The sequence below is a fragment of the Pedobacter endophyticus genome (assembly GCF_015679185.1).
GTDB classification, from domain to species: Bacteria; Bacteroidota; Bacteroidia; order Sphingobacteriales; family Sphingobacteriaceae; genus Pedobacter; species Pedobacter endophyticus.
The window spans coordinates 3,933,150-3,952,696 of sequence record NZ_CP064939.1; the positions used below are offsets into that span (position 1 = coordinate 3,933,150).

The 19,547-nt window shown below is 41.9% G+C and carries 12 protein-coding genes; 7 read left to right on the forward strand and 5 right to left on the reverse strand.

Annotated elements, in window-relative coordinates:
- Nucleotides 1-201: 201 nt before the first annotated feature.
- The 3 genes from IZT61_RS15955 (at nucleotide 202) to IZT61_RS15965 (ending at nucleotide 3,572) form a co-directional block, all read left to right on the forward strand.
- Nucleotides 202-1,995 (forward strand): acyl-CoA dehydrogenase family protein, encoded by a 1,794-nt coding sequence (locus tag IZT61_RS15955; RefSeq protein ID WP_196098044.1) that lies wholly within the window; start codon nucleotides 202-204, stop codon nucleotides 1,993-1,995.
- Between the two features lie 281 nt (nucleotides 1,996-2,276).
- Nucleotides 2,277-2,657, forward strand: coding sequence for an FKBP-type peptidyl-prolyl cis-trans isomerase (locus tag IZT61_RS15960; RefSeq protein WP_230383726.1), 381 nt, complete (start codon nucleotides 2,277-2,279; stop codon nucleotides 2,655-2,657).
- A 3-nt stretch (nucleotides 2,658-2,660) separates the two neighbouring features.
- On the forward strand, nucleotides 2,661-3,572 hold the full coding sequence (locus IZT61_RS15965; RefSeq protein ID WP_196098045.1) for an FKBP-type peptidyl-prolyl cis-trans isomerase: 912 nt from the start codon (nucleotides 2,661-2,663) through the stop codon (nucleotides 3,570-3,572).
- Here IZT61_RS15965 and IZT61_RS15970 read toward each other — a convergent pair.
- Complete coding sequence (locus tag IZT61_RS15970) at nucleotides 3,565-4,863, reverse strand: cryptochrome/photolyase family protein (RefSeq protein ID WP_196098046.1); 1,299 nt, start codon at nucleotides 4,861-4,863, stop codon at nucleotides 3,565-3,567. The genes IZT61_RS15965 and IZT61_RS15970 overlap by 8 nt on opposite strands.
- Nucleotides 4,864-4,954: 91 nt before the next feature.
- Nucleotides 4,955-5,857 (reverse strand): TIGR01777 family oxidoreductase, encoded by a 903-nt coding sequence (locus tag IZT61_RS15975; protein ID WP_196098047.1) that lies wholly within the window; start codon nucleotides 5,855-5,857, stop codon nucleotides 4,955-4,957.
- A 2,081-nt stretch (nucleotides 5,858-7,938) separates the two neighbouring features.
- Here IZT61_RS15975 and IZT61_RS15980 point away from each other — a divergent pair.
- The 4 genes from IZT61_RS15980 to IZT61_RS15995 all read left to right on the forward strand — a co-directional run bounded on the left by IZT61_RS15980 (nucleotide 7,939) and on the right by IZT61_RS15995 (nucleotide 14,246).
- Nucleotides 7,939-9,213, forward strand: a complete 1,275-nt coding sequence (locus IZT61_RS15980) for a DASH family cryptochrome (RefSeq protein WP_196098048.1) — start codon at nucleotides 7,939-7,941, stop codon at nucleotides 9,211-9,213.
- Between the two features lie 322 nt (nucleotides 9,214-9,535).
- Entirely contained in the window at nucleotides 9,536-12,334 is a 2,799-nt protein-coding gene (locus IZT61_RS15985; RefSeq protein ID WP_196098049.1) for a 2-oxoglutarate dehydrogenase E1 component, read from the forward strand.
- A gap of 232 nt (nucleotides 12,335-12,566) precedes the next feature.
- Complete coding sequence (odhB, locus tag IZT61_RS15990) at nucleotides 12,567-13,802, forward strand: 2-oxoglutarate dehydrogenase complex dihydrolipoyllysine-residue succinyltransferase (protein WP_196098050.1); 1,236 nt, start codon at nucleotides 12,567-12,569, stop codon at nucleotides 13,800-13,802.
- A gap of 81 nt (nucleotides 13,803-13,883) precedes the next feature.
- Nucleotides 13,884-14,246: a ribosomal maturation YjgA family protein gene (locus IZT61_RS15995; RefSeq protein WP_196098051.1), complete on the forward strand. Its 363-nt coding sequence runs from the start codon at nucleotides 13,884-13,886 to the stop codon at nucleotides 14,244-14,246.
- 829 nt (nucleotides 14,247-15,075) lie between these two features.
- On the opposite strand, the gene IZT61_RS16000 is transcribed toward IZT61_RS15995, so the two are convergent.
- Genes IZT61_RS16000 through ileS form a run of 3 tightly spaced genes read right to left on the reverse strand, consistent with a single transcriptional unit; the run spans nucleotide 15,076 to nucleotide 19,493 of the window.
- The gene (locus IZT61_RS16000; protein ID WP_196098052.1) at nucleotides 15,076-15,678 is read right to left on the reverse strand and encodes a lipoprotein signal peptidase; all 603 of its coding nucleotides are present in this window, start codon (nucleotides 15,676-15,678) and stop codon (nucleotides 15,076-15,078) included.
- The gene (locus IZT61_RS16005; RefSeq protein ID WP_196098053.1) at nucleotides 15,678-16,061 is read right to left on the reverse strand and encodes a TraR/DksA family transcriptional regulator; all 384 of its coding nucleotides are present in this window, start codon (nucleotides 16,059-16,061) and stop codon (nucleotides 15,678-15,680) included. The genes IZT61_RS16000 and IZT61_RS16005 overlap by 1 nt, the downstream gene beginning before the upstream one ends.
- A gap of 30 nt (nucleotides 16,062-16,091) precedes the next feature.
- Nucleotides 16,092-19,493, reverse strand: a complete 3,402-nt coding sequence (gene ileS / locus IZT61_RS16010; RefSeq protein ID WP_196098054.1) for an isoleucine--tRNA ligase — start codon at nucleotides 19,491-19,493, stop codon at nucleotides 16,092-16,094.
- Nucleotides 19,494-19,547 lie beyond the last annotated feature (54 nt).

Consider the following 19,547-nt stretch of genomic DNA (forward strand, 5'->3'; position numbering starts at 1 on the left):
AACATGGACGCTGATAGGAAAGATGCTGAACTAAATTCAGCATGACGATCATGCTGCGGACTTAGTAGCAAAAATTACAGAAATAGAAAAAATGATTTACACTTTGGATAGGAGCATCAAATTTTGAAATCAATTATGGGCGTGATTTAAAGTTTTGAGCCCAGTCTTGATACTTGATACTCGCTACTAGATACTACAAAAATGGAAACAACTGAAAAAAAAACAATTAAAGGCGGCGAATTCTTGATAAAGGAAACCGCATATCAGGATGTATTTATTCCCGAAGAGTTTGATGAAGAGCAACAAATGATTGCGCAAACTTGTCGCGATTTTTTAGAGGCCGAAGTTTATCCCAACTTAGAGAAGATCGACAAGCAAGAAGATCCCGAATTGATGCCCACACTTTTAACAAAGGCGGGCGAATTGGGGATTTTGGGCGTATCCGTTCCCGAAGAGTACGGCGGATTCGGGAAAAACTTCAATACCTCAATGCTCGTGGCTGATGTGGTAGGCGCAGGCCATTCATTTGCCGTGGCGCTTTCTGCGCATACCGGAATAGGTACCCTGCCAATATTGTATTATGGCAACGACGAGCAGAAAGCAAAATATATTCCCAAATTAGGCTCCGGAGAGTGGAAAGCGGCCTATTGCCTCACTGAACCCAACTCAGGTTCAGACGCCAACTCGGGCAAAACCAAGGCCAAACCGAGCGATGATGGCAAACACTACATCATCAACGGACAAAAAATGTGGATTACCAACGGCGGTTTTGCAGATGTTTTTATTGTTTTTGCGAAGATCGACGATGATAAAAACCTTACCGCTTTCATTGTAGAAAAAGACTTCGGTGGAATTACAATGAACCCCGAAGAGCATAAAATGGGAATCAAAGGCTCATCAACCCGTCAGGTGTTTTTTAACGATTGCCTCGTTCCGGTTGAAAATATGCTGAGCGAGCGTGAAAACGGCTTTAAGATTGCCGTAAATATTTTAAACATCGGCCGGATAAAACTGTCGGCCGCTGCAATCGGTGCTTCAAAAGCAACATTGAGTACAGCAATCAATTACTCAAATGAACGTAGCCAATTCGGTAGGCCGATTTCCAAATACGGGGCAATCCGGTATAAAATTGCAGAAATGGCCTCGAAAATTTATGCCGTTGATGCAGCCAATTACCGTGCAGGTCAAAACATCGATGATACTTATGACCAATTGGTAGCGGGAGGAATGGAGTCGGGAAAAGCACGATTGAAATCTGTTGAGCAATTCGCTGTTGAATGCGCCATACTGAAAGTTTGGGGCTCTGAAGCCTTGGATTACACAGTTGATGAAGGGGTTCAGATATATGGAGGAATGGGTTTTAGTGCCGATGCGCCAATGGATCGGGCTTATCGCGATGCCCGAATTAATAGAATCTTCGAGGGCACGAACGAAATTAACCGATTGTTAACCGTTGATATGATGTTGAAGCGTGCGATGAAAGGTGAACTTGATTTGATGACCCCCGCTACCGCCGTCGCCGCTGAATTGATGAGTATTCCTGATTTTGGCGAAGAAGATACCGCCTTATTTGCTGCAGAGAAAAAAGTGTTGGCCAACCTAAAAAAAGCGACTTTGATGGTTGCTGGTGCTGCGGTGCAAAAGCTGATGATGACTTTAAGCAAAGAGCAAGAGATTCTGATGAACATTGCCGATATGGCCAGTTATGTATATGTGCTTGAATCTGCTTTATTGAGGACAGAAAAATTAGTGGCACTGCGTGGAGAAGAAGCAGCCGCAGGCCAACTGGATTTACTGCGCATTTACATGGTCGAAGCAGTCGACGGAATTTCAAAAGCTGGTAAAGAAGCACTTTGGGCCTTTGCCGAAGGCGACGAGCAACGCATGATGTTAGTTGGTTTACGCCGCTTTACCAAGCTGGAGCCGTTTAATGTTAAAGATGCACGCCAAAGAGTTGCGCAACAGTTAATTGAAGCGAATAAGTACATTTTTTAAGGTAGAAGGTAGAGGGTTTAAAGGTTGAAGGTTTATGCGGAAAGTGCTCGCAACGGTGCGCTTTTTTGCCGATGGGTTTTTACCTTACGCCCTCTACCTTCCACCCTTCTACCTCAATTATGTTAAATTAGGTTAAAAATTGTACCGTCCGTATTAAAAGCGTATTTTTGCGGATGATGGCAAAGTTTAAATATATTATACTTTTAGTGTGCATTGCAGGATGCTTTGCGGCTTGTAAGAAAAATGTCCCTGTGGATGATTATGATCCGAATCCACAATTTATGGCAGATACAACGGCGATAAGGGCATTTATTAAAACTAACAACATTCCGGCCCAGAAAGATTCGTATGGAATTTTTTATCAAATTATTGAGCCCGGATCAGGAAGTGTAACTTACCAGGGAAGTACAAGAATTACGGCAAATTACGACGGACGACTGTTAAATGGCGCTCTTTTCGATAGCACAAAAGGAACCCCGGTTCCGTTTACTTTGGGCCAGGTTATTGCCGGCTGGCAAATAGGCATTCAAAAAATTCAAAAAGGTGGTCAAATCAGGCTGATTATTCCTTCTTATTATGCTTACGGAACAACTTCGCCATCTTCGTTAATCCCGGCAAACGCTATTTTAGACTTTACAATTACACTTACTGACGTACAATAATAAATGAACAATTTTACCAAACTCAGCCTCTTTACAGTTCTGGCAACTACAACAATATTCAGTTCGTGTAAAAAGGAATATGAGTCGATTCAGAGGGTAGATGACGCGGCAATTAAATCGTATATTGCCAAAAACAACCTGACTTCGATGCAGCAAGACCCCGATAAAACCGGGTTCTATTTTCAGGTAACCAACCCAACTACCGGAGACTTGTTTTTAAACAAGGATTCAGTTTTGTACGATGTAGTAATTAAATCGATGCAATCGGGTAATCAGTACCTTAAATCGCCTGTTAACGGAAACCTCGGTACTTACGTTGGTTATTTAAACAACTTTTTCCAATCATCGCTGTCAACATCAACAACTTATAATATTCCCGCTTTGCGTACAGCCACACTGGCCTTAAAGCCGGGCGGTGTTGCACGAATTTTACTGCCGTCTTATTTGGCTTTTGGTCGTAATGGCGCTGGTGGTATTCCATCAAACGAGAATCTCGATGTAACCATTACTACTTATCCATATAAAAAGCAATGGCAGTTTGACGATGTGAAAATCCAGAATTTCCTAACTGCAAAAGGCTTAACAGCCACAAAAGACGCTTCGAGAGTGTATTATATTACAACCGCTGCCGGCACCGGAACGGAAACGATTACCGAAACCAGCACTGTAGTTTACAAATATACCGGAAGATTGCTTGACGGAACGGTTTTCGATTCGTCAACCGATGGCACATACTCTACAACCTTGCAGTACCTTATTCAAGGCTGGAAAGCAATAATACCGAAATTTACCGCAGGGGCGAAAATAAGGATGTTTATCCCATCCGACATGGGTTACGGCCTATCCGGAAATGGCGCAATTCCGCCTAATGCCGTATTGGATTTTGATATAGAGATTGTTAGCGTAACTAAGTAGCCAACGCTTCTTTAAACACTTTTAGCACCCTTTCTCGTGCAAACGTATGCTCAACTATTGGTTGGGCATATTTTTTTGTACCAAATTCTGGCACCCATTTTTTGATGTATTCAAATTTGGGGTCGAACCTTTTGGTTTGCAGCTCGGGGTTAAAAACCCTGAAATAAGGTGCCGCATCGTTTCCAGATCCCGCTGCCCATTGCCAGCCGCCAACGTTACTGGCCATTTCGTAATCCAGCAGTTTTTCGGCAAAATAAGCTTCGCCCCAGCGCCAATCAATAAGCAGGTGCTTCGATAAAAAACTGGCTACAACCATGCGCACCCGGTTGTGCATCCAGCCTGTTTGGTTAAGCTGTCGCATCCCGGCATCAACAATCGGGTAGCCTGTATTTCCTTCGCACCAGGCCCGGAACTCATTTTCGTTGTTACGCCACTTTATTTTGTCGTACTGTTTTTTAAACGAATTGAATGCTGCATAAGGAAAATGCCAAAGAATCATCATATAAAATTCACGCCAGGCCAATTCAGACAGCCAAACATTTGATTTTGCATCAATGGCATCGCTCACGGCCTTCCTGATGCTTATCGTTCCAAAACGGAGATGCAAACCGATGTGTGTTGTGCCGTTTAAAGCCGGAAAATCTCGTTGAGCAGCATATTCATCCAGCTTATCGGTATAGCTGATTTTTGGAAATTGCAAGTTGCTTTTTTCAAAACCCATATCCTTTAAGCCAGGCAGTGGCAGTTGCTTCGTTGTTAAAAAGCTTTTAAAGTATCGCTTTGTCGGATAAGCTTTTACATAGAAATCGTTCAGTTTCGCTTGCCATTGTTTATAGTACGGCGTAAAAACTGTGTAAGGCGTTTTATCCGCTTTTAAGATCTCATCTTTCTCAAAAATTACCTGGTCTTTAAACGTTTTAAAGGTGATTTTTTCACTCCTTAAAAATTCGAACATGTTGTCGTCACGCTCCCGGGCGTAAGGCTCGTAATCGCGATTGGTGTACACCTCCTTAACAGGGTAATCTTGCAATATCTTCGGCCATACTTCTTCTGGGTTTCCATATTTCACCAACAAATCTGATCCAAGATTTCGAAGCTCTTTTTTCAAACTTTCAATCGTTTGATAGATAAAAGTCACCCGGGCATCGTTGTGAGCAAGCTTATCTAAAATGTTTTTATCGAAAATAAAGAGCGGAAGCACAGGGTTTTTGCCTTTTAGCGCATGGTAGAGCGCTGCGTTATCCTGTAAGCGTAAATCTCTGCGAAACCAAAATATTGAAACAGGTGTCATTAACGAATGAATTAATTAAAAAGAGTAATGGGCAATGGCAATAAGCAATTTACAATAACCAGTTAAACAATTGAGCAATTAAACAGCTTAGCTATTTATATAAATCAGTCAAAGCACTGTCCAAATCTGTAAATTTAAATTTAAATCCAGCATCTAAAATCTTCTGCGCAGATGTATTGCTGCTCATTAATACCGCTTCTGCCCGTTCTCCGAGCAACAGTTCCAGCGCTTTTTTTGGTACATTGAATGGCCACACCGGGCGGTGCAAGTGTTTGGCTATTGCTTTGGTTAGCGCTTCATTAGTAACCGGAAATGGTGCGCAGGCGTTATAACAATTTTCCATGTTGGGGTTTTCAACGGCATAAACATACATTTCTACCATATCGTCGATATGCAGCCAAGGCACCCACTGTTTGCCATTGCCAAGTGCCGCACCAGCAAACAGGCGAACAGGCTTATCTAGTTGCGGCAAAGCGCCACCCTTTGTGCTGAATACAATCCCTGTGCGTAGTTTCACGGTTCTTAAACCGAGTTTCCTAGCCTGCGATACGGCTTCTTCCCAAAGTTTGCAGCATTGAGCCAAAAAACCATAACCATTTGAAGTCTCTTCCAATAAAATCTCATCACCGCAATCGCCATAATAGCCCACCGCCGATGAAGAAATAAAGGCTTCGACCTGATGATTAGGGTTTGACCTGATCGTTTTCAGCAGCAATTCAGTCGATTTTACGCGACTATCAATAATCTCCTGTTTACGCTCGTCCGTCCACTTTTTATCAACTATCGGCGCCCCGGCCAAATGAATCACGGCTTCAACGCCATTCATGCAATTGGCATCAATGGCTCCTGTAGCAACATTCCACGTAAAGCTGTTTGAGTCCTTTGCCTTCTTACGAGAGAGCGTATTCACTTCGTAACCCTTGCTCAACAGGCGCTTTTTTAGTTCAGCGCCAACAAGTCCGCTGGCTCCAGTAATGAGAATCTTTTTCGGCATGTGTTTATAACAATAAAGATACGAAAGGGTTTTCGAACTGCCTTGTCTAAACGGCATAAAACCGGATGTATCGTCATTCTCGCGCATGCGGGAATCTTAATGCCATAAACCATCTTGGCGCTTTAGGATTCCCTATCAAGTATGGAATGACGTGGCGCAGAGCCTTGCAAACTGTTACCAAATCGTCATTCTCGCGCATGCGGGAATCTTAATGCCATAAACCGGCTTGGCGCTTTAAGATTCCCTATCAAGTAGGGAATGACTTGGAGCAGAGCCTTATACGCTGGCAAAAGACCACCTATCAAAAGTGATTTCGATCAATTCCCATAGTCCCATTTCACCAAATTGTCAATCTCGCGCATGCGGGAATCTTAATGCTATAAACCGGCTTGCGCTTTAAGATTCCCTATCAAGTAGGGAATGACGTGAGGCAGAGCCTTGCAAACTGTCAATAGGTTAAGTAAGCTTTTTTTTTGCAAATGCGCCGTAAGTTTTATTTCTACCACATCGTCATTCTCGCGCATGCGGGAATCTTAATGCCATAAACCAGTTTGAAGCTTTAGGATTCCCTATCAAGTAGGGAATGACGGGGAGCAGAGCCTTTTACGCTAGCAAGAGACCACCTATCGAAAGTGATTTCGATCAATTCCCATAGTTCCCATTTCCACAAATCGTCATTCTCGCGCATGCGGGAATCTTAATGCCATAAGCCGGCTTGGCGCTTTAAGATTCCCTATCAAGTAGGGAATGACGTGGCGCATAGCCTTGCAAGCTGTCAATAGCTTAAGTAAGCTTTTTTTTTTGCAAATGCGCCGTAAAGTTTATTTCCACCAAATCGTCATTCTCGCGCATGCGGGAATCTTAATGCCATAAAAACGGCTTGGCGCTTTAAGATTCCCTATCAAGTAGGGAATGACGTGGAGCAGAGCCTTGCAAGCTGGCAATAGCTTAAGTATGCTTTTTTTTTGCAAATGCGCCGTAAAGTTTATTTCCACCAAATCGTCATTCTCGCGCATGCGGGAATCTTAATGCCATAAACCAGTTTGAAGCTTTAGGATTCCCTATCAAGTAGGGAATGACGTGAGGCAGAGCCTTGCAAGCTGTCAATAGCTTAAGTAAGCTTTTTTTTGCAAATGCGCCGTAAAGTTTATTTCCACAAATCGTCATTCTCGCGCATGCGGGAATCTTAATGCCATAAACCAGTTTGAAGCTTTAATATTCCCTATCAAGCAGGGAATGACGTGGCGCATAGCCTTGCAAGCTGGCAAAAGACCACCTATCAAAAGTGATTTCGATCAATTCCCATAGTCCCATTTCACCAAATTGTCAATCTCGCGAAGGAGAAATCTTAATGCCATAAACCGGCTTGGCGCTTTAAGATTCCCTATCAAGCAGGGAATGACGTGGCGCAGAGCCTTGCAAGCTGTTAATAGGTTAAGTAAGCTTTTTTTTTTCAAATGCGCCGTAAAGTTTATTTCCACCAAATCGTCATTCTCGCGCATGCGGGAATCTTAATGCCATAAAAACGGCTTGGCGCTTTAAGATTCCCTATCAAGTAGGGAATGACGTGGAGCAGAGCCTTGCAAGCTGGCAATAGCTTAAGTATGCTTTTTTTTTGCAAATGCGCCGTAAAGTTTATTTCCACCAAATCGTCATTCTCGCGCATGCGGGAATCTTAGTGCCATAAACCGGCTTGACGCTTTAAGATTCCCTATCAAGTAGGGAATGACGTGGCGCATAGCCTTACAAGCTGTTACCAAATCGTCATTCTCGCGCATGCGGGAATCTTAATGCCATAACCAGCTTGGCGCTTTAATATTCCCTATCAAGTAGCGAATGACGGGGCGCAGCAGTCTATAAACAGCCAAAACATTGATTTCAAGGCGTTTTTCTGTTGGGAAACTGCCGATTTCTCATTATTTTTTCGTATAATGTGGTAAAGTTCGCATTACGGAGGAATTACCACCGTTGTCCCGATACATTTTGTTGGCTGTTTGTAAAGAAATTTTCAGCTTTTTTGATGCCGACAAAAAATAAGATAAATTTGTAATTGCGTTCTTAACACCCTTTTCCCACAAGAGATGTCCAAAAAAATTTTAGTCTGGTTCAGAAATGATCTTCGTTTGCATGATAATGAGATGCTGATAGAGGCTATTGCTAAATCGGATGCGATTTTACCTGTTTACATTTTAGATCCCCGCTTGTTTGGCGAAACAAAATACGGAACGCTGAAAACCGGAAATATCCGGGCACAATTTATTTTAGAGAGCGTATCTGGGCTAAGGTATTCGCTTAAGCAAATAGGAGGGAATTTACTCATTGCTCAGGGAAACCCGGAAGAAATTATTCCACAACTGGTTCAGGAATACGAAATAACGGAGGTTTATCACCATCGTGAGGTGGCCAGAGAAGAAACGCATGTTTCTACATTGGTAGAAAATGCGCTGTGGAAGCTTCGTGTTAATTTAAAGCACTTTATCGGCCACACGTTATATAATAAAGAGGACCTGCCTTTTCCGATAAAGGATATTCCTGATGCCTTTAATCAATTTAAAAAGAAAATTGAACGCGATTCGATCATCAAGCCCTGCTTTTTGGCGCCCGATCGCGTTAACGTTGCCGAAGTAATTGATTGGGGATCGCTCCCAACGCTGGCGCAGTTAAACCTCTCACCGCAAGAAAAAGATGAGCGATCTGATTTTCAGTTTACCGGTGGCGAGGCGGATGGGTTATCGCACTTACAAAAGGTTATTGTAGCCATGCAGCAAGCTGCCAGTGCAAAAAACCTTATTCTAGCCTCAAAGTTATCTGCCTGGCTTGCAATGGGCTGTTTATCACCCCGTAAGGTTTACTGGGAAATAAAAAAAATGGAAGGTTTCCCAAATACCAAGGCCATGTTTAACCACATTTTGCTAGGTCTGCTTTGGAGGGATTATTATCGCTTCATGTTTAAAAAGTACGGCAACCGATTCTTTCATCCAAATGGTTTTGGCAGCCAGGGCTTGGTTGATGTAGAAAACGAGCAAGAGAATTTTGCCAAATGGAAAAATGGCCAAACGGGTTTTGTAGTGGTCGATGCGGTAATGACTGAGTTGAATCAAACTGGTTTCGTTTCTAATATCGCCCGTCAAACCGCTGCCCTCTATTTAATCAATAATTTAGAAGTAAGCTGGGTATTTGGCGCAGCCTATTTTGAAGAAAAGCTGATTGATTATAATCCGGCAAGTAACTGGGGAAACTGGGCCAATGTTGCAGGCGTGGGAAATGATCAGAAATCAAAAAGCGTTTTCGATTTAGATAAAAATATAAAAAGCTTAGATCCGAAAGGAAATTATGCCTTAACCTGGGCTTCGTAAGATTGATTGAATGATAGCGTTTTTGAATGAGAAAATTGTATGATTTTGGATGACAGAATGATTTTTAAAGCGTCGACCGCCAACGTTCAGCATGCAGGCTGGTAAGATGTAACCTCAAGTTGAGACGGAAGGCTAAACACAGGCTTAATTTAAAGCTAGTTCGGCAAAGAATCCTTTATCAATCAACAATTCACTCATTCATTAAATCACTCATTCACTCACCAATTTAATAATTCATCCAATAATTTAATTTAATCGAGTTTTTTGCCATTTATATAAGGTAAAATTCTAATTTTGTAATGCTTATAGTAAACAGTTAATAATGGATAAATTATCTTATCTTAATGGCGCAAACGCCGAATATATAGAGTCGTTATATCAGTCGTATCAACAAGATCCTGAGTCGGTTGAATTTGGTTGGCAGAAGTTTTTCGAAGGTTTTGATTTCGGCAGAACTTCTGAAGGCCCGACAGTAACCGCAGAGACACCTGAACAATTTTTAAAAGAGGTTAGTGTATTAAATTTGATCGACGGATACAGAAGCCGTGGTCACTTGTTTACGCGTACCAATCCGGTTCGCGAACGACGCAAGCACTTACCAACTTTAGATCTGGCAAATTTTGGCCTGTCTGACGCCGATTTGGAAACTGTTTTTAATTCAGGTGTCGAAATTGGTATTGGTGCGGCGAAACTGAAGGATATCCTTGCTGTTTTAAAGCAAACTTACACAAGCTCAATAGGAGCCGAATTTAAGTTCTTACGCACACCAGAAGTGTTGAACTGGATTCAGCAGAAGCTGGAAAGTGTTCGGAGTACGCCTAGTTTCTCTATCGATGAGAAAAAACGTATTCTTAAAAAATTAAACGAAGCGGTAAGTTTCGAAAATTTCCTTGGAACAAAATTTCTTGGTCAGAAACGTTTCTCTTTAGAAGGAGCAGAAGCTTTGATTCCGGCGTTAGATTCGGTTATCGAAAAAGGTGCAGAACTGGGTATCGAAGAGTTTGTAATTGGCATGGCGCATCGCGGTCGTTTGAACGTGTTGGCCAACATTATGCAGAAAACGTACAAAGATATTTTTGCTGAATTTGAAGGCAAAAGCTACAACCCTGAAACTCCATTTGGTGGTGACGTAAAATACCACCTGGGCTATTCAACAGATGTTACCACTAACGCAGGAAAAAGCGTTCACTTAAGCCTTTGCCCCAATCCATCGCACTTAGAAACCGTTGATGGTGTGGTTGAGGGCATGAGCCGCTCAAAAATCGACTTCAAATACGATGGCGATAACAGTCGTTTAGCACCAATTTTGATTCATGGCGATGCTTCAGTTGCCGGTCAGGGTATTGTTTACGAGGTAATCCAGATGGCTGGGCTTGAAGGTTACAAAACCGGCGGAACAATCCACCTGGTAATTAACAACCAGATTGGTTTTACTACAAATTATAAAGACGGTCGTACAAGTACTTACTGTACCGATATTGCAAAGGTGACTTTATCGCCGGTTTTCCACGTCAATGGCGATGATCCGGAGGCTTTGGTTTATGCCATTAATTTAGCAATGGAATATCGTCAGAAATACAAAAATGATGTCTTCATTGATATTTTATGCTACCGTCGTTTTGGACACAATGAATCTGACGAACCTAAGTTTACTCAGCCTTTATTATACAAAACAATAGAAAAGCACCCTAATCCAAGGGAAATTTATATAGATCAGTTAACTAAGGAAGGTAAATTGGAAGCGGGTTTGGCGAAAGAAATGGAAAAAGATTTCCGTGGAATTTTGCAGGAGCGCTTAAATGAAGCCAAAGAGTTTGTTGCTGGCAATGCCGAAGTAAAATTTGGTGGTGCCTGGGCCGATTTGCGTATCGCTACGCCAAAGGATTTTGAAACTTCGCCGGTAACGGCAGTAAAAAAATCTACCTTGTTAGAAATAGGTAAGCGTATTACCACCTTACCTTCAAATAAAAAGTTTTTCAAAAAAATCGAGAAATTATTCGCCGAGCGTACCAAAATGGTTAACGAAACCCTCGTTTTCGATTGGGCAATGGGCGAGCAGCTGGCTTATGGCACCTTGCTATCAGAAGGTAAACGCGTACGTTTAAGTGGTCAGGATGTAGAGCGGGGTACTTTCTCACACCGCCACGCCGTACTTACGTTAGAGGATAGCGAGGAGGAATATGTACCGTTGGCAAATATTTCTGACCAACAGGCACCGTTTGATATTTACAATTCTCACTTATCTGAATATGGTGTTTTAGGTTTCGAATATGGTTACGCAATGGCAAATCCAAATGCGTTAACCATTTGGGAAGCACAGTTTGGCGATTTCTTTAACGGTGCGCAAATTGTTGTCGATCAGTATATAGCCAGTGCCGAAACCAAATGGCAACGCGAAAACGGATTGGTAATGTTGTTGCCTCACGGGTACGAAGGCCAGGGACCAGAGCACTCGTCGGCACGTATTGAGCGTTTTATGGAGCTTTGCGCCGATTACAATATGCAAGTTGCAAATTGTACTACGCCAGCCAACTTCTTCCACATCTTGCGTCGCCAGTTTAAACGCGATTTCCGTAAACCGTTAGTGGTATTTACACCGAAAAGTTTGTTGCGTCATCCTGCTTGCGTTTCTAAGTTGGAAGATTTTACCACAGGCGGCTTCAAAGAGGTTATCGATGATGAAAATGTAAAGGTTGAAGATATTACCCGTGTTATATTTTGTAGTGGTAAAATCTACTACGAACTGCTCGAAAAACAACAGGCAGACGCGGTTAAACATGTTGCATTGGTACGGGTTGAACAGTTATATCCAACACCGGTTGACCAAATGGAAGCCATTAAGAACAAGTATAAAAATGCGAATGAGATTTTCTGGGTGCAAGAGGAGCCAGAAAACATGGGTGCATGGCCATACTTATTCCGCAAGTTATATAAAACCGGACTAAAAGGCATCGATGTAATTTCAAGAAAAGAAAGCAGCAGTACTGCAACTGGTTTTGCGAAACAGCATGCCAATCAACAAGCCTACATCCTTGCAAAAGCGTTAGAGGTTTCTGTTAAAGAAGAAGAAGTAAAAGACGCTGCCAAAAAAGCAAGCAAGAAGTTGGCAGAAGCCGATTAGAAAGAATAACCAATAAGTAAGTCTCAATTATCAACTGCAAATGCTTATTGGGTATTGTGGCTTGATAGTCAGTTCTAGAAAATTGGTTATTATAACTTGATTATTGTTTATGGAGCATTGTAATTCGATAATTGGTTATTGATAGTTGCAACTTGATAATTTGTTAATTGATCATTGCAATTTGATTATTGGTCATTATAATTGAGTATTTGAAATAGATATATTAAATAATATGAGTTTAGAGATAAAAGTTCCACCAGTTGGTGAGTCGATAACCGAAGTTGTTTTATCGCAATGGCTAAAAAGCGACGGCGATGTTGTTGAAATGGATGAGGTTATTGCTGAATTAGAATCAGACAAGGCTACTTTCGAACTAACCGCTGAACAAGCCGGAACTTTAAGAACAATTGCTGCCGAAGGCGATACTTTAGCAATTGGCGCAGTAGTTTGTAAAATTGAAGATGGTGGAGCTGCGCCTGGTCCAAAGGCCGAAGGCGAAAGTCCAAAGTCGGATGCGCAAGCTCCGGCAGCGGTGGCTGAGGCTCCAAAAGCTTCTGAGTCTGGCAAAGAATCTTATGCTAGTGGCACGCCATCGCCTGCTGCTGGAAAAATTCTTGCTGAAAAAGGTATCGAAGCCACTGCTGTAAAAGGCACTGGCGTTGATGGTCGCATTACTAAAGACGACGCTGTTAAAGCAGAAAGCGGAAAAGCTAAAGCTGAAACCCCGAAAGCAGCTCCAGCTCCTGTTGCTCCTGCTCCAGCCGGTGCACGTTCTGAGCGTCGCGAGAAAATGTCGCCACTGCGCAAAACCGTTGCCAAGCGTTTGGTTTCTGTTAAAAATGAAACGGCCATGTTAACTACTTTTAACGAGGTTAACATGAAGCCAATAATGGACTTACGTTCGAAATATAAAGAGTCGTTTAAAGAGAAACATGGTGTTGGCTTAGGCTTCATGAGTTTCTTCACTAAAGCGGTAACTGAAGCGCTAAAGGATTTTCCTGCCGTGAACGCCCGTATTGAAGGCGAGGAATTGGTTTACAATAATTTCGCTGATATTTCTATCGCCGTTTCTGCACCAAAAGGATTAGTCGTGCCTGTAATTCGTAATGCCGAAAGCATGAGTTTGGCAGACATTGAAAAATCTGTGCTGGCACTGGCTTTAAAGGCACGCGACGGTAAATTGACTATCGAAGAAATGACAGGCGGAACCTTCACCATTACCAATGGCGGCGTGTTCGGCTCAATGATGTCGACTCCGATTATTAATGCGCCACAATCGGCTATTTTAGGAATGCACAATATTGTTGAGCGTCCGATTGCTGAAAAAGGTGAGGTGGTGATTCGTCCGATGATGTATGTTGCATTGTCATACGACCACAGAATTATCGACGGACGTGAGTCGGTTGGTTTCCTGGTACGCGTTAAGCAATTGTTGGAAGATCCAGCCAGATTGTTGTTAGGCGTTTAATCGCTAAATCAAGTTTTCAAAGAAGTCAAGTTTTAATGGCCGGTGTGCTCTAAAAACTTGACTTTTTTTTATACCCTAAAAATGAAACTAACCTTCAATTTTAAGTTCCTGTTCCTTTTTGTAGCGATTTTTGTTGTAGAAGTCTTAATTGCAAAATTCGTACACGACGCATTTATTCGCCCTTTTGGTGGCGATGTTCTGGTGGTGATATTGATTTACGCCTTCTTCCGGATTTTCCTCAAAACAAACTATAAAAAGCTCGCTCTTGGCGTGTTAATTTTCTCCTTTATCATCGAGTTTTTACAGGCGGTTCATTATGTAGAATGGCTGGGTTTACAAAATAGTAGGCTTTGGAGCACTGTTCTCGGCACTTCTTTTAGTATTTACGATCTGCTAGCCTATTTTGTGGGTTATTTGATTTGTTTGCTGTTTAGTGATAACTGATTCCCTTCTAGTTGTAGCGTCTCGCTACGACTCCACATTCTAAGAAACATAAATTAATTAATTTAAGTCGTAGCGAGACGCTACCAATGCTATTAATTTAAGCATAAAACAAAAAATATTGTCATCCTGAGCGTAGTCGAAGGACAAATATTTTTTTCTTTATCCTATAGAAAAAGGTCTTCGACTCCGCTCAGACTGACAGTTGCTGAGCACCCTCTAGTTGTAGCGTCTCGCCACGACTCCATATGCTAAGAAACATAAATTAATTAATTTAAGTCGTAGCGAGACGCTACCAATGCTATTAATTTAAGCATAAAACAAAAAATATTGTCATCCTGAGCGTAGTCGAAGGACAAATATTTTTTTCTCTATCCTATAGAAAAAGGTCTTCGACTCCGCTCAGACTGACAGTTGCTGAGCACCCTCTAGTTGTAGCGTCTCGCTACGAAGCCACATTCTAAGAAACATAAATTAATTAATTTAAGTCGTAGCGAGACGCTACCAATGCTATTAATTTAAGCATAAAACAAAAAATATTGTCATCCTGAGCGTAGTCGAAGGACAAATATTTTTTTCTTTATCCTATAGAAAAAGGTCTTCGACTCCGCTCAGACTGACAGTTGCTGAGCACCCTCTAGTTGTAGCGTCTCGCTACGACTCCACATTCTAGAAACATAAATTAATTAATTTAAGTCGTAGCGAGACGCTACGACAAGGAAAGTATCTAGCACAAAAAAGCCCACCTCTGTTAAAGAAGCGGGCCATAATAATTTAAGTTTAAACTGTGCACTGCCGAATCGTAACTCGTCAATCTACAATCGTAATTCTCTTAGTCTTCGACAATTTCACTGTTAATACTAACTTCATCTTTTACATCCTCTTTAAAGTAGTTTTTTTGGAAGATTAGAATAAGGATCACGCCAACAGAAATCGCGGCATCAGCAAGGTTAAATACCGGTCTGAAGAACACAAATTCGTCGCCTCCCCAAATCGGGATCCAGCTCGGAAAGTGACCCTTTGCAATAGGAAAATAAAGCATATCTACCACGCGACCATGAAACCACGTCTCGTAGCCGTAAATTTTTCCATAAAACACCGAATCGATGATGTTACCAAGTGCACCAGCAAAAATTAGTGCTACATTTAAAATTAAACCTCTATGATATTTATGCTTAATTAGATAATGTAATCCATAACCTATTCCGCCAACTGCGAGGATACGGAACAATGACAAGGCAAGTTTACCATATTCGCCGCCAAACTCCATCCCGAACGCCATGCCATTGTTTTCGGTAAAGTGAATAATAAACCACTCACCAATAATGTTGAACTCATCACCAAGGTTCATGTGGGTTTTGATCCACGTTTTTAGCACTTGGTCGGCAAGTAAAACTAAAAAGATAACGATTAAAGGTTTTGTATATCCTTTCATTAACTCTGCTTTAATTTGGCTTCAATGCTCAAAGTAGCGTGTGGAACTGCACGCAAGCGTTCTTTTTGAATCAACTTGCCTGTTTCGCGGCAAATACCGTAAGTTTTGTTCTCAATACGAACCAAGGCATTTTCGAGGTTATCGATAAATTTTTTCTGGCGGGCAGCCAACTGATTGATCTGCTCTTTTTCCATCGTTGCAGAACCATCTTCAAGCGTTTTGTAAGCGCCGGAGGTGTCTTCTGTACCGTTTGCATTTGGGTTGCTTAATGATGCCGTAAGTGCGTTAAGCTCCTCTTTGGCCATTCGTAATTTATCTTGAATTAACTCTTTAAATTCCTGAAGTTCACTGTCTGAGTAGCGCGTTTTGTTATTATTTTCCATGTTTTTAATTTAGTTTTCTAATATATGGATTTATATTTTAGTTACCGAAATGCTTAACTCAACATCATCAATAGTGATTTTGTTTGCGTTAGTTACAGTATCTGTTAATTCTAGTTTGTCGGCCAAAATTTCTGCGCAAATGTACGCTATGTTTTTCGTCACCGCGGCCGCTATCAGATTATCATTTTGTAAAGCCACGTTAATTCTATCGGTCACTTCGAAGTTTAGTTCCTTACGTAAATTCTGGATCCTGTTTACCAACTCGCGAGAAATTCCCTCTTGTTTCAGCTCCTCAGAAATGGTTACATCTAAGGCAACAGTTAAGCTACCGATGTTGGTTACCTGCCACCCCGGAATATCTTCAGCAAAAACCTCCACATCATCATTCATATCTATCGCATGCTGAACGTTGTCGGTACCGAAAACGTTGATGTAACCGTCAACCTCTAAACGTTGAATATCGTCTTGAGTCATGTTTTCCAGCGCCTGTTTGACAATGCTCATATCCTTACCCACTTTTTTACCAAGCGATTTAAAATTTGGCTTCAGCTTTTTCTTTACAATGCCATGCGTATCGGTAATAAACTCGATGTGCTTAACATTGGTTTCTGAAAGAATGTAGTCGGAAACCTTTGAGATTTTCTGCTCGAAATCGCCATTTAGCGATGGAATCAGGATCTTAGCCAAAGGCTGACGAACGTTAATGCCCGACTTTTTACGCAGCGATAAAACCATCGACGAAATATCCTGGGCGTAAACCATACGCTCGTTCAAATCAGTATCAATTAAGCTCTTATCAGCCTCGTTCCACAGGGTTAAGTGAACAGATTGTTGTGCATTTTTATCCGTTACGGTTAAGTTTTTATACAACCAATCGGCAAAGAAAGGTGCAACGGGGCTCATCAGCTGGGCCAACGTTTCCAAACAGGTATAAAGTGTTTCGTAAGCCGCACGTTTATCATCTGTCATTTCGCCTTTCCAAAAACGGCGACGGCTCAACCTAATGTACCAGTTGCTCAAATGCTCATCAACAAAGGTTTGGATGGCACGGGTGGCTTTGGTTGGCTCGTAAGCATTGTAGCTTTCGTCTACTTCGCTAATCAGATTTTGCAATAAAGATAAGATCCAACGATCCAGCTCCGTTCTGTCGGCAACTTTGCTCAGGTTGTTTTTGTCGATCTCAAACTTGTCGATATTTGCGTATAAGGCAAAAAATGCATAAGTATTGTACAGTGTGCCGAAGAATTTACGGCGCACTTCATCCAATCCTTCTAAGCTGAATTTCAAGTTGTCCCAGGGCGATGCATTGCTAATCATGTACCAGCGGGTGGCATCAGCGCTGTAAGTTTCGATGGTGCTGAAAGGATCAACAGCATTGCCTAAACGCTTAGACATTTTGTTGCCATTTTTATCTAACACCAATCCGTTTGAAACTACATTTTTGAAGGCTATACCCGGGTTTCCTGTTTTTGCATTAATTTCCCTAATCTCATCGCTCGCCTCGCTCAACATTACCGCGATGGCGTGTAAGGTGAAAAACCAGCCCCGTGTTTGGTCAACTCCTTCTGCTATAAAATCGGCAGGGTAGGCGTTTTCAAATTCTTCTTTGTTTTCGAAAGGGAAATGCCATTGTGCATACGGCATTGCGCCGCTATCAAACCAAACATCGATTAGGTCGGTTTCACGCGTCATTTTTTCCCCTTTTGATGAAGTTAAAATCACATCATCAACGTAAGGGCGGTGCATGTCTTTCAATTCGAAACCTGCAGGCATAAGACCTGCTTCGATAGATTTCGCTATTTCTGCGTTCAGTTCTGCGATCGACCCAATGCATTTTTCCTCTAAACCGTCGGCAGTACGCCAAATAGGCAAAGGCGTTCCCCAATAACGAGAACGGGAAAGGTTCCAATCAACCAAATTCTCCAGCCAGTTGCCAAAACGGCCGGTTCCCGTCGATTCGGGCTTCCAGTTTATGGTTTTGTTCAACTGGGCCATTTTATCTTTAACAGCGGTAGTTTTAATGAACCAACTATCTAAAGGATAATACAACACCGGTTTATCGGTTCTCCAGCAGTGTGGATAAGTGTGAACGTATTTTTCTACCTTGAAGGCTTTGTTTTCTTCTTTTAACTGGATCGCGATTTCTACATCAACTGATTTCTCAGGAGCTTCACCATCTTTATAATATTCGTTTTTGACGTACTTACCGCCATAGTTTCCACCTAAAGAAGCGATAAACTTCCCTTGTAAATCAACCAACGGTACTGCATTTCCCTTTTCATCTAAAACCAACATCGGTGGCACTTCAGGTGTGGCCAATTTTGCCACTCGGGCATCATCAGCGCCAAAAGTTGGAGCGGTATGAACGATACCTGTACCGTCTTCGGTGGTTACAAAGTCGCCAGAAATAACCCGGAAGGCATTTTCGGCGTTTTGATAGGGAAGTGCATAAGGCAATAATTGCTCATATCTGATCCCTACCAAATCTGCACCAGCACATTCGGCTAAAATAACATAAGGAATCTTTTTATCGTCGGCCTTGAAGTTGTTAAAATCTTCGTCGTTTTCAGATAAAAAGTATTTTCCAGCAAATTGCTTACCAACAAGTGCCTTAGCCAAAACAACATTGATTGGCTCGAAAGTGTATTGATTGAAGGTTTTAACCAGCACATAATCAATTTTAGGCCCAACTGTTAAAGCCGTGTTGCTCGGTAACGTCCAGGGCGTCGTTGTCCATGCCAAAAAGTGAATTGTGCCGAAGTCTTTTAAGAACGCAGACAGAGATTCGTCAATTGCTTTGAACTGTGCAACAATTGTGGTATCGCTTACATCTTTGTAAGTGCCAGGCTGGTTTAGTTCGTGCGAGCTTAAACCTGTTCCGGCAGCGGGCGAATAAGGTTGAACCGTGTATCCCTTGTATAAAAATCCTTTGTCGTAAAGTTGTTTTAAGATCCACCAAAGGGTTTCAATGTATTTATTTTCGTAAGTGATGTATGGATTTTCAAGGTCGACCCAGTAACCCATTTTTTCGGTAAGATCGTTCCAAACATCGGTATATCGCATTACCTCGGTACGGCAGGCTGCGTTGTATTCATCAACACTGATTTTTTTGCCAATGTCTTCTTTGGTTATACCCAGTTTTTTTTCTACGGCAAGCTCAATGGGCAAACCATGGGTATCCCAACCGCCTTTGCGCTTAACCTGATAGCCTTTTAAGGTTTTGTATCGACAAAAAATATCCTTAATTGCACGAGCCATTACGTGGTGAATGCCCGGCATGCCATTGGCAGACGGTGGTCCTTCGTAAAAAGTAAACGGATTAGATTTTGGACGTGAAGAAATGCTCTTTTCGAAGATGTTTTCCTTTTTCCAAAAATCTAATATTTCTTGCCCTATTTTGGCAAGTTCTAATTGTTTAAATTCGCTATACATCAATCAAGTACCTCAAAAAATTAAGGTTGCAAAGTTAAAAAAAATGAGGGAATT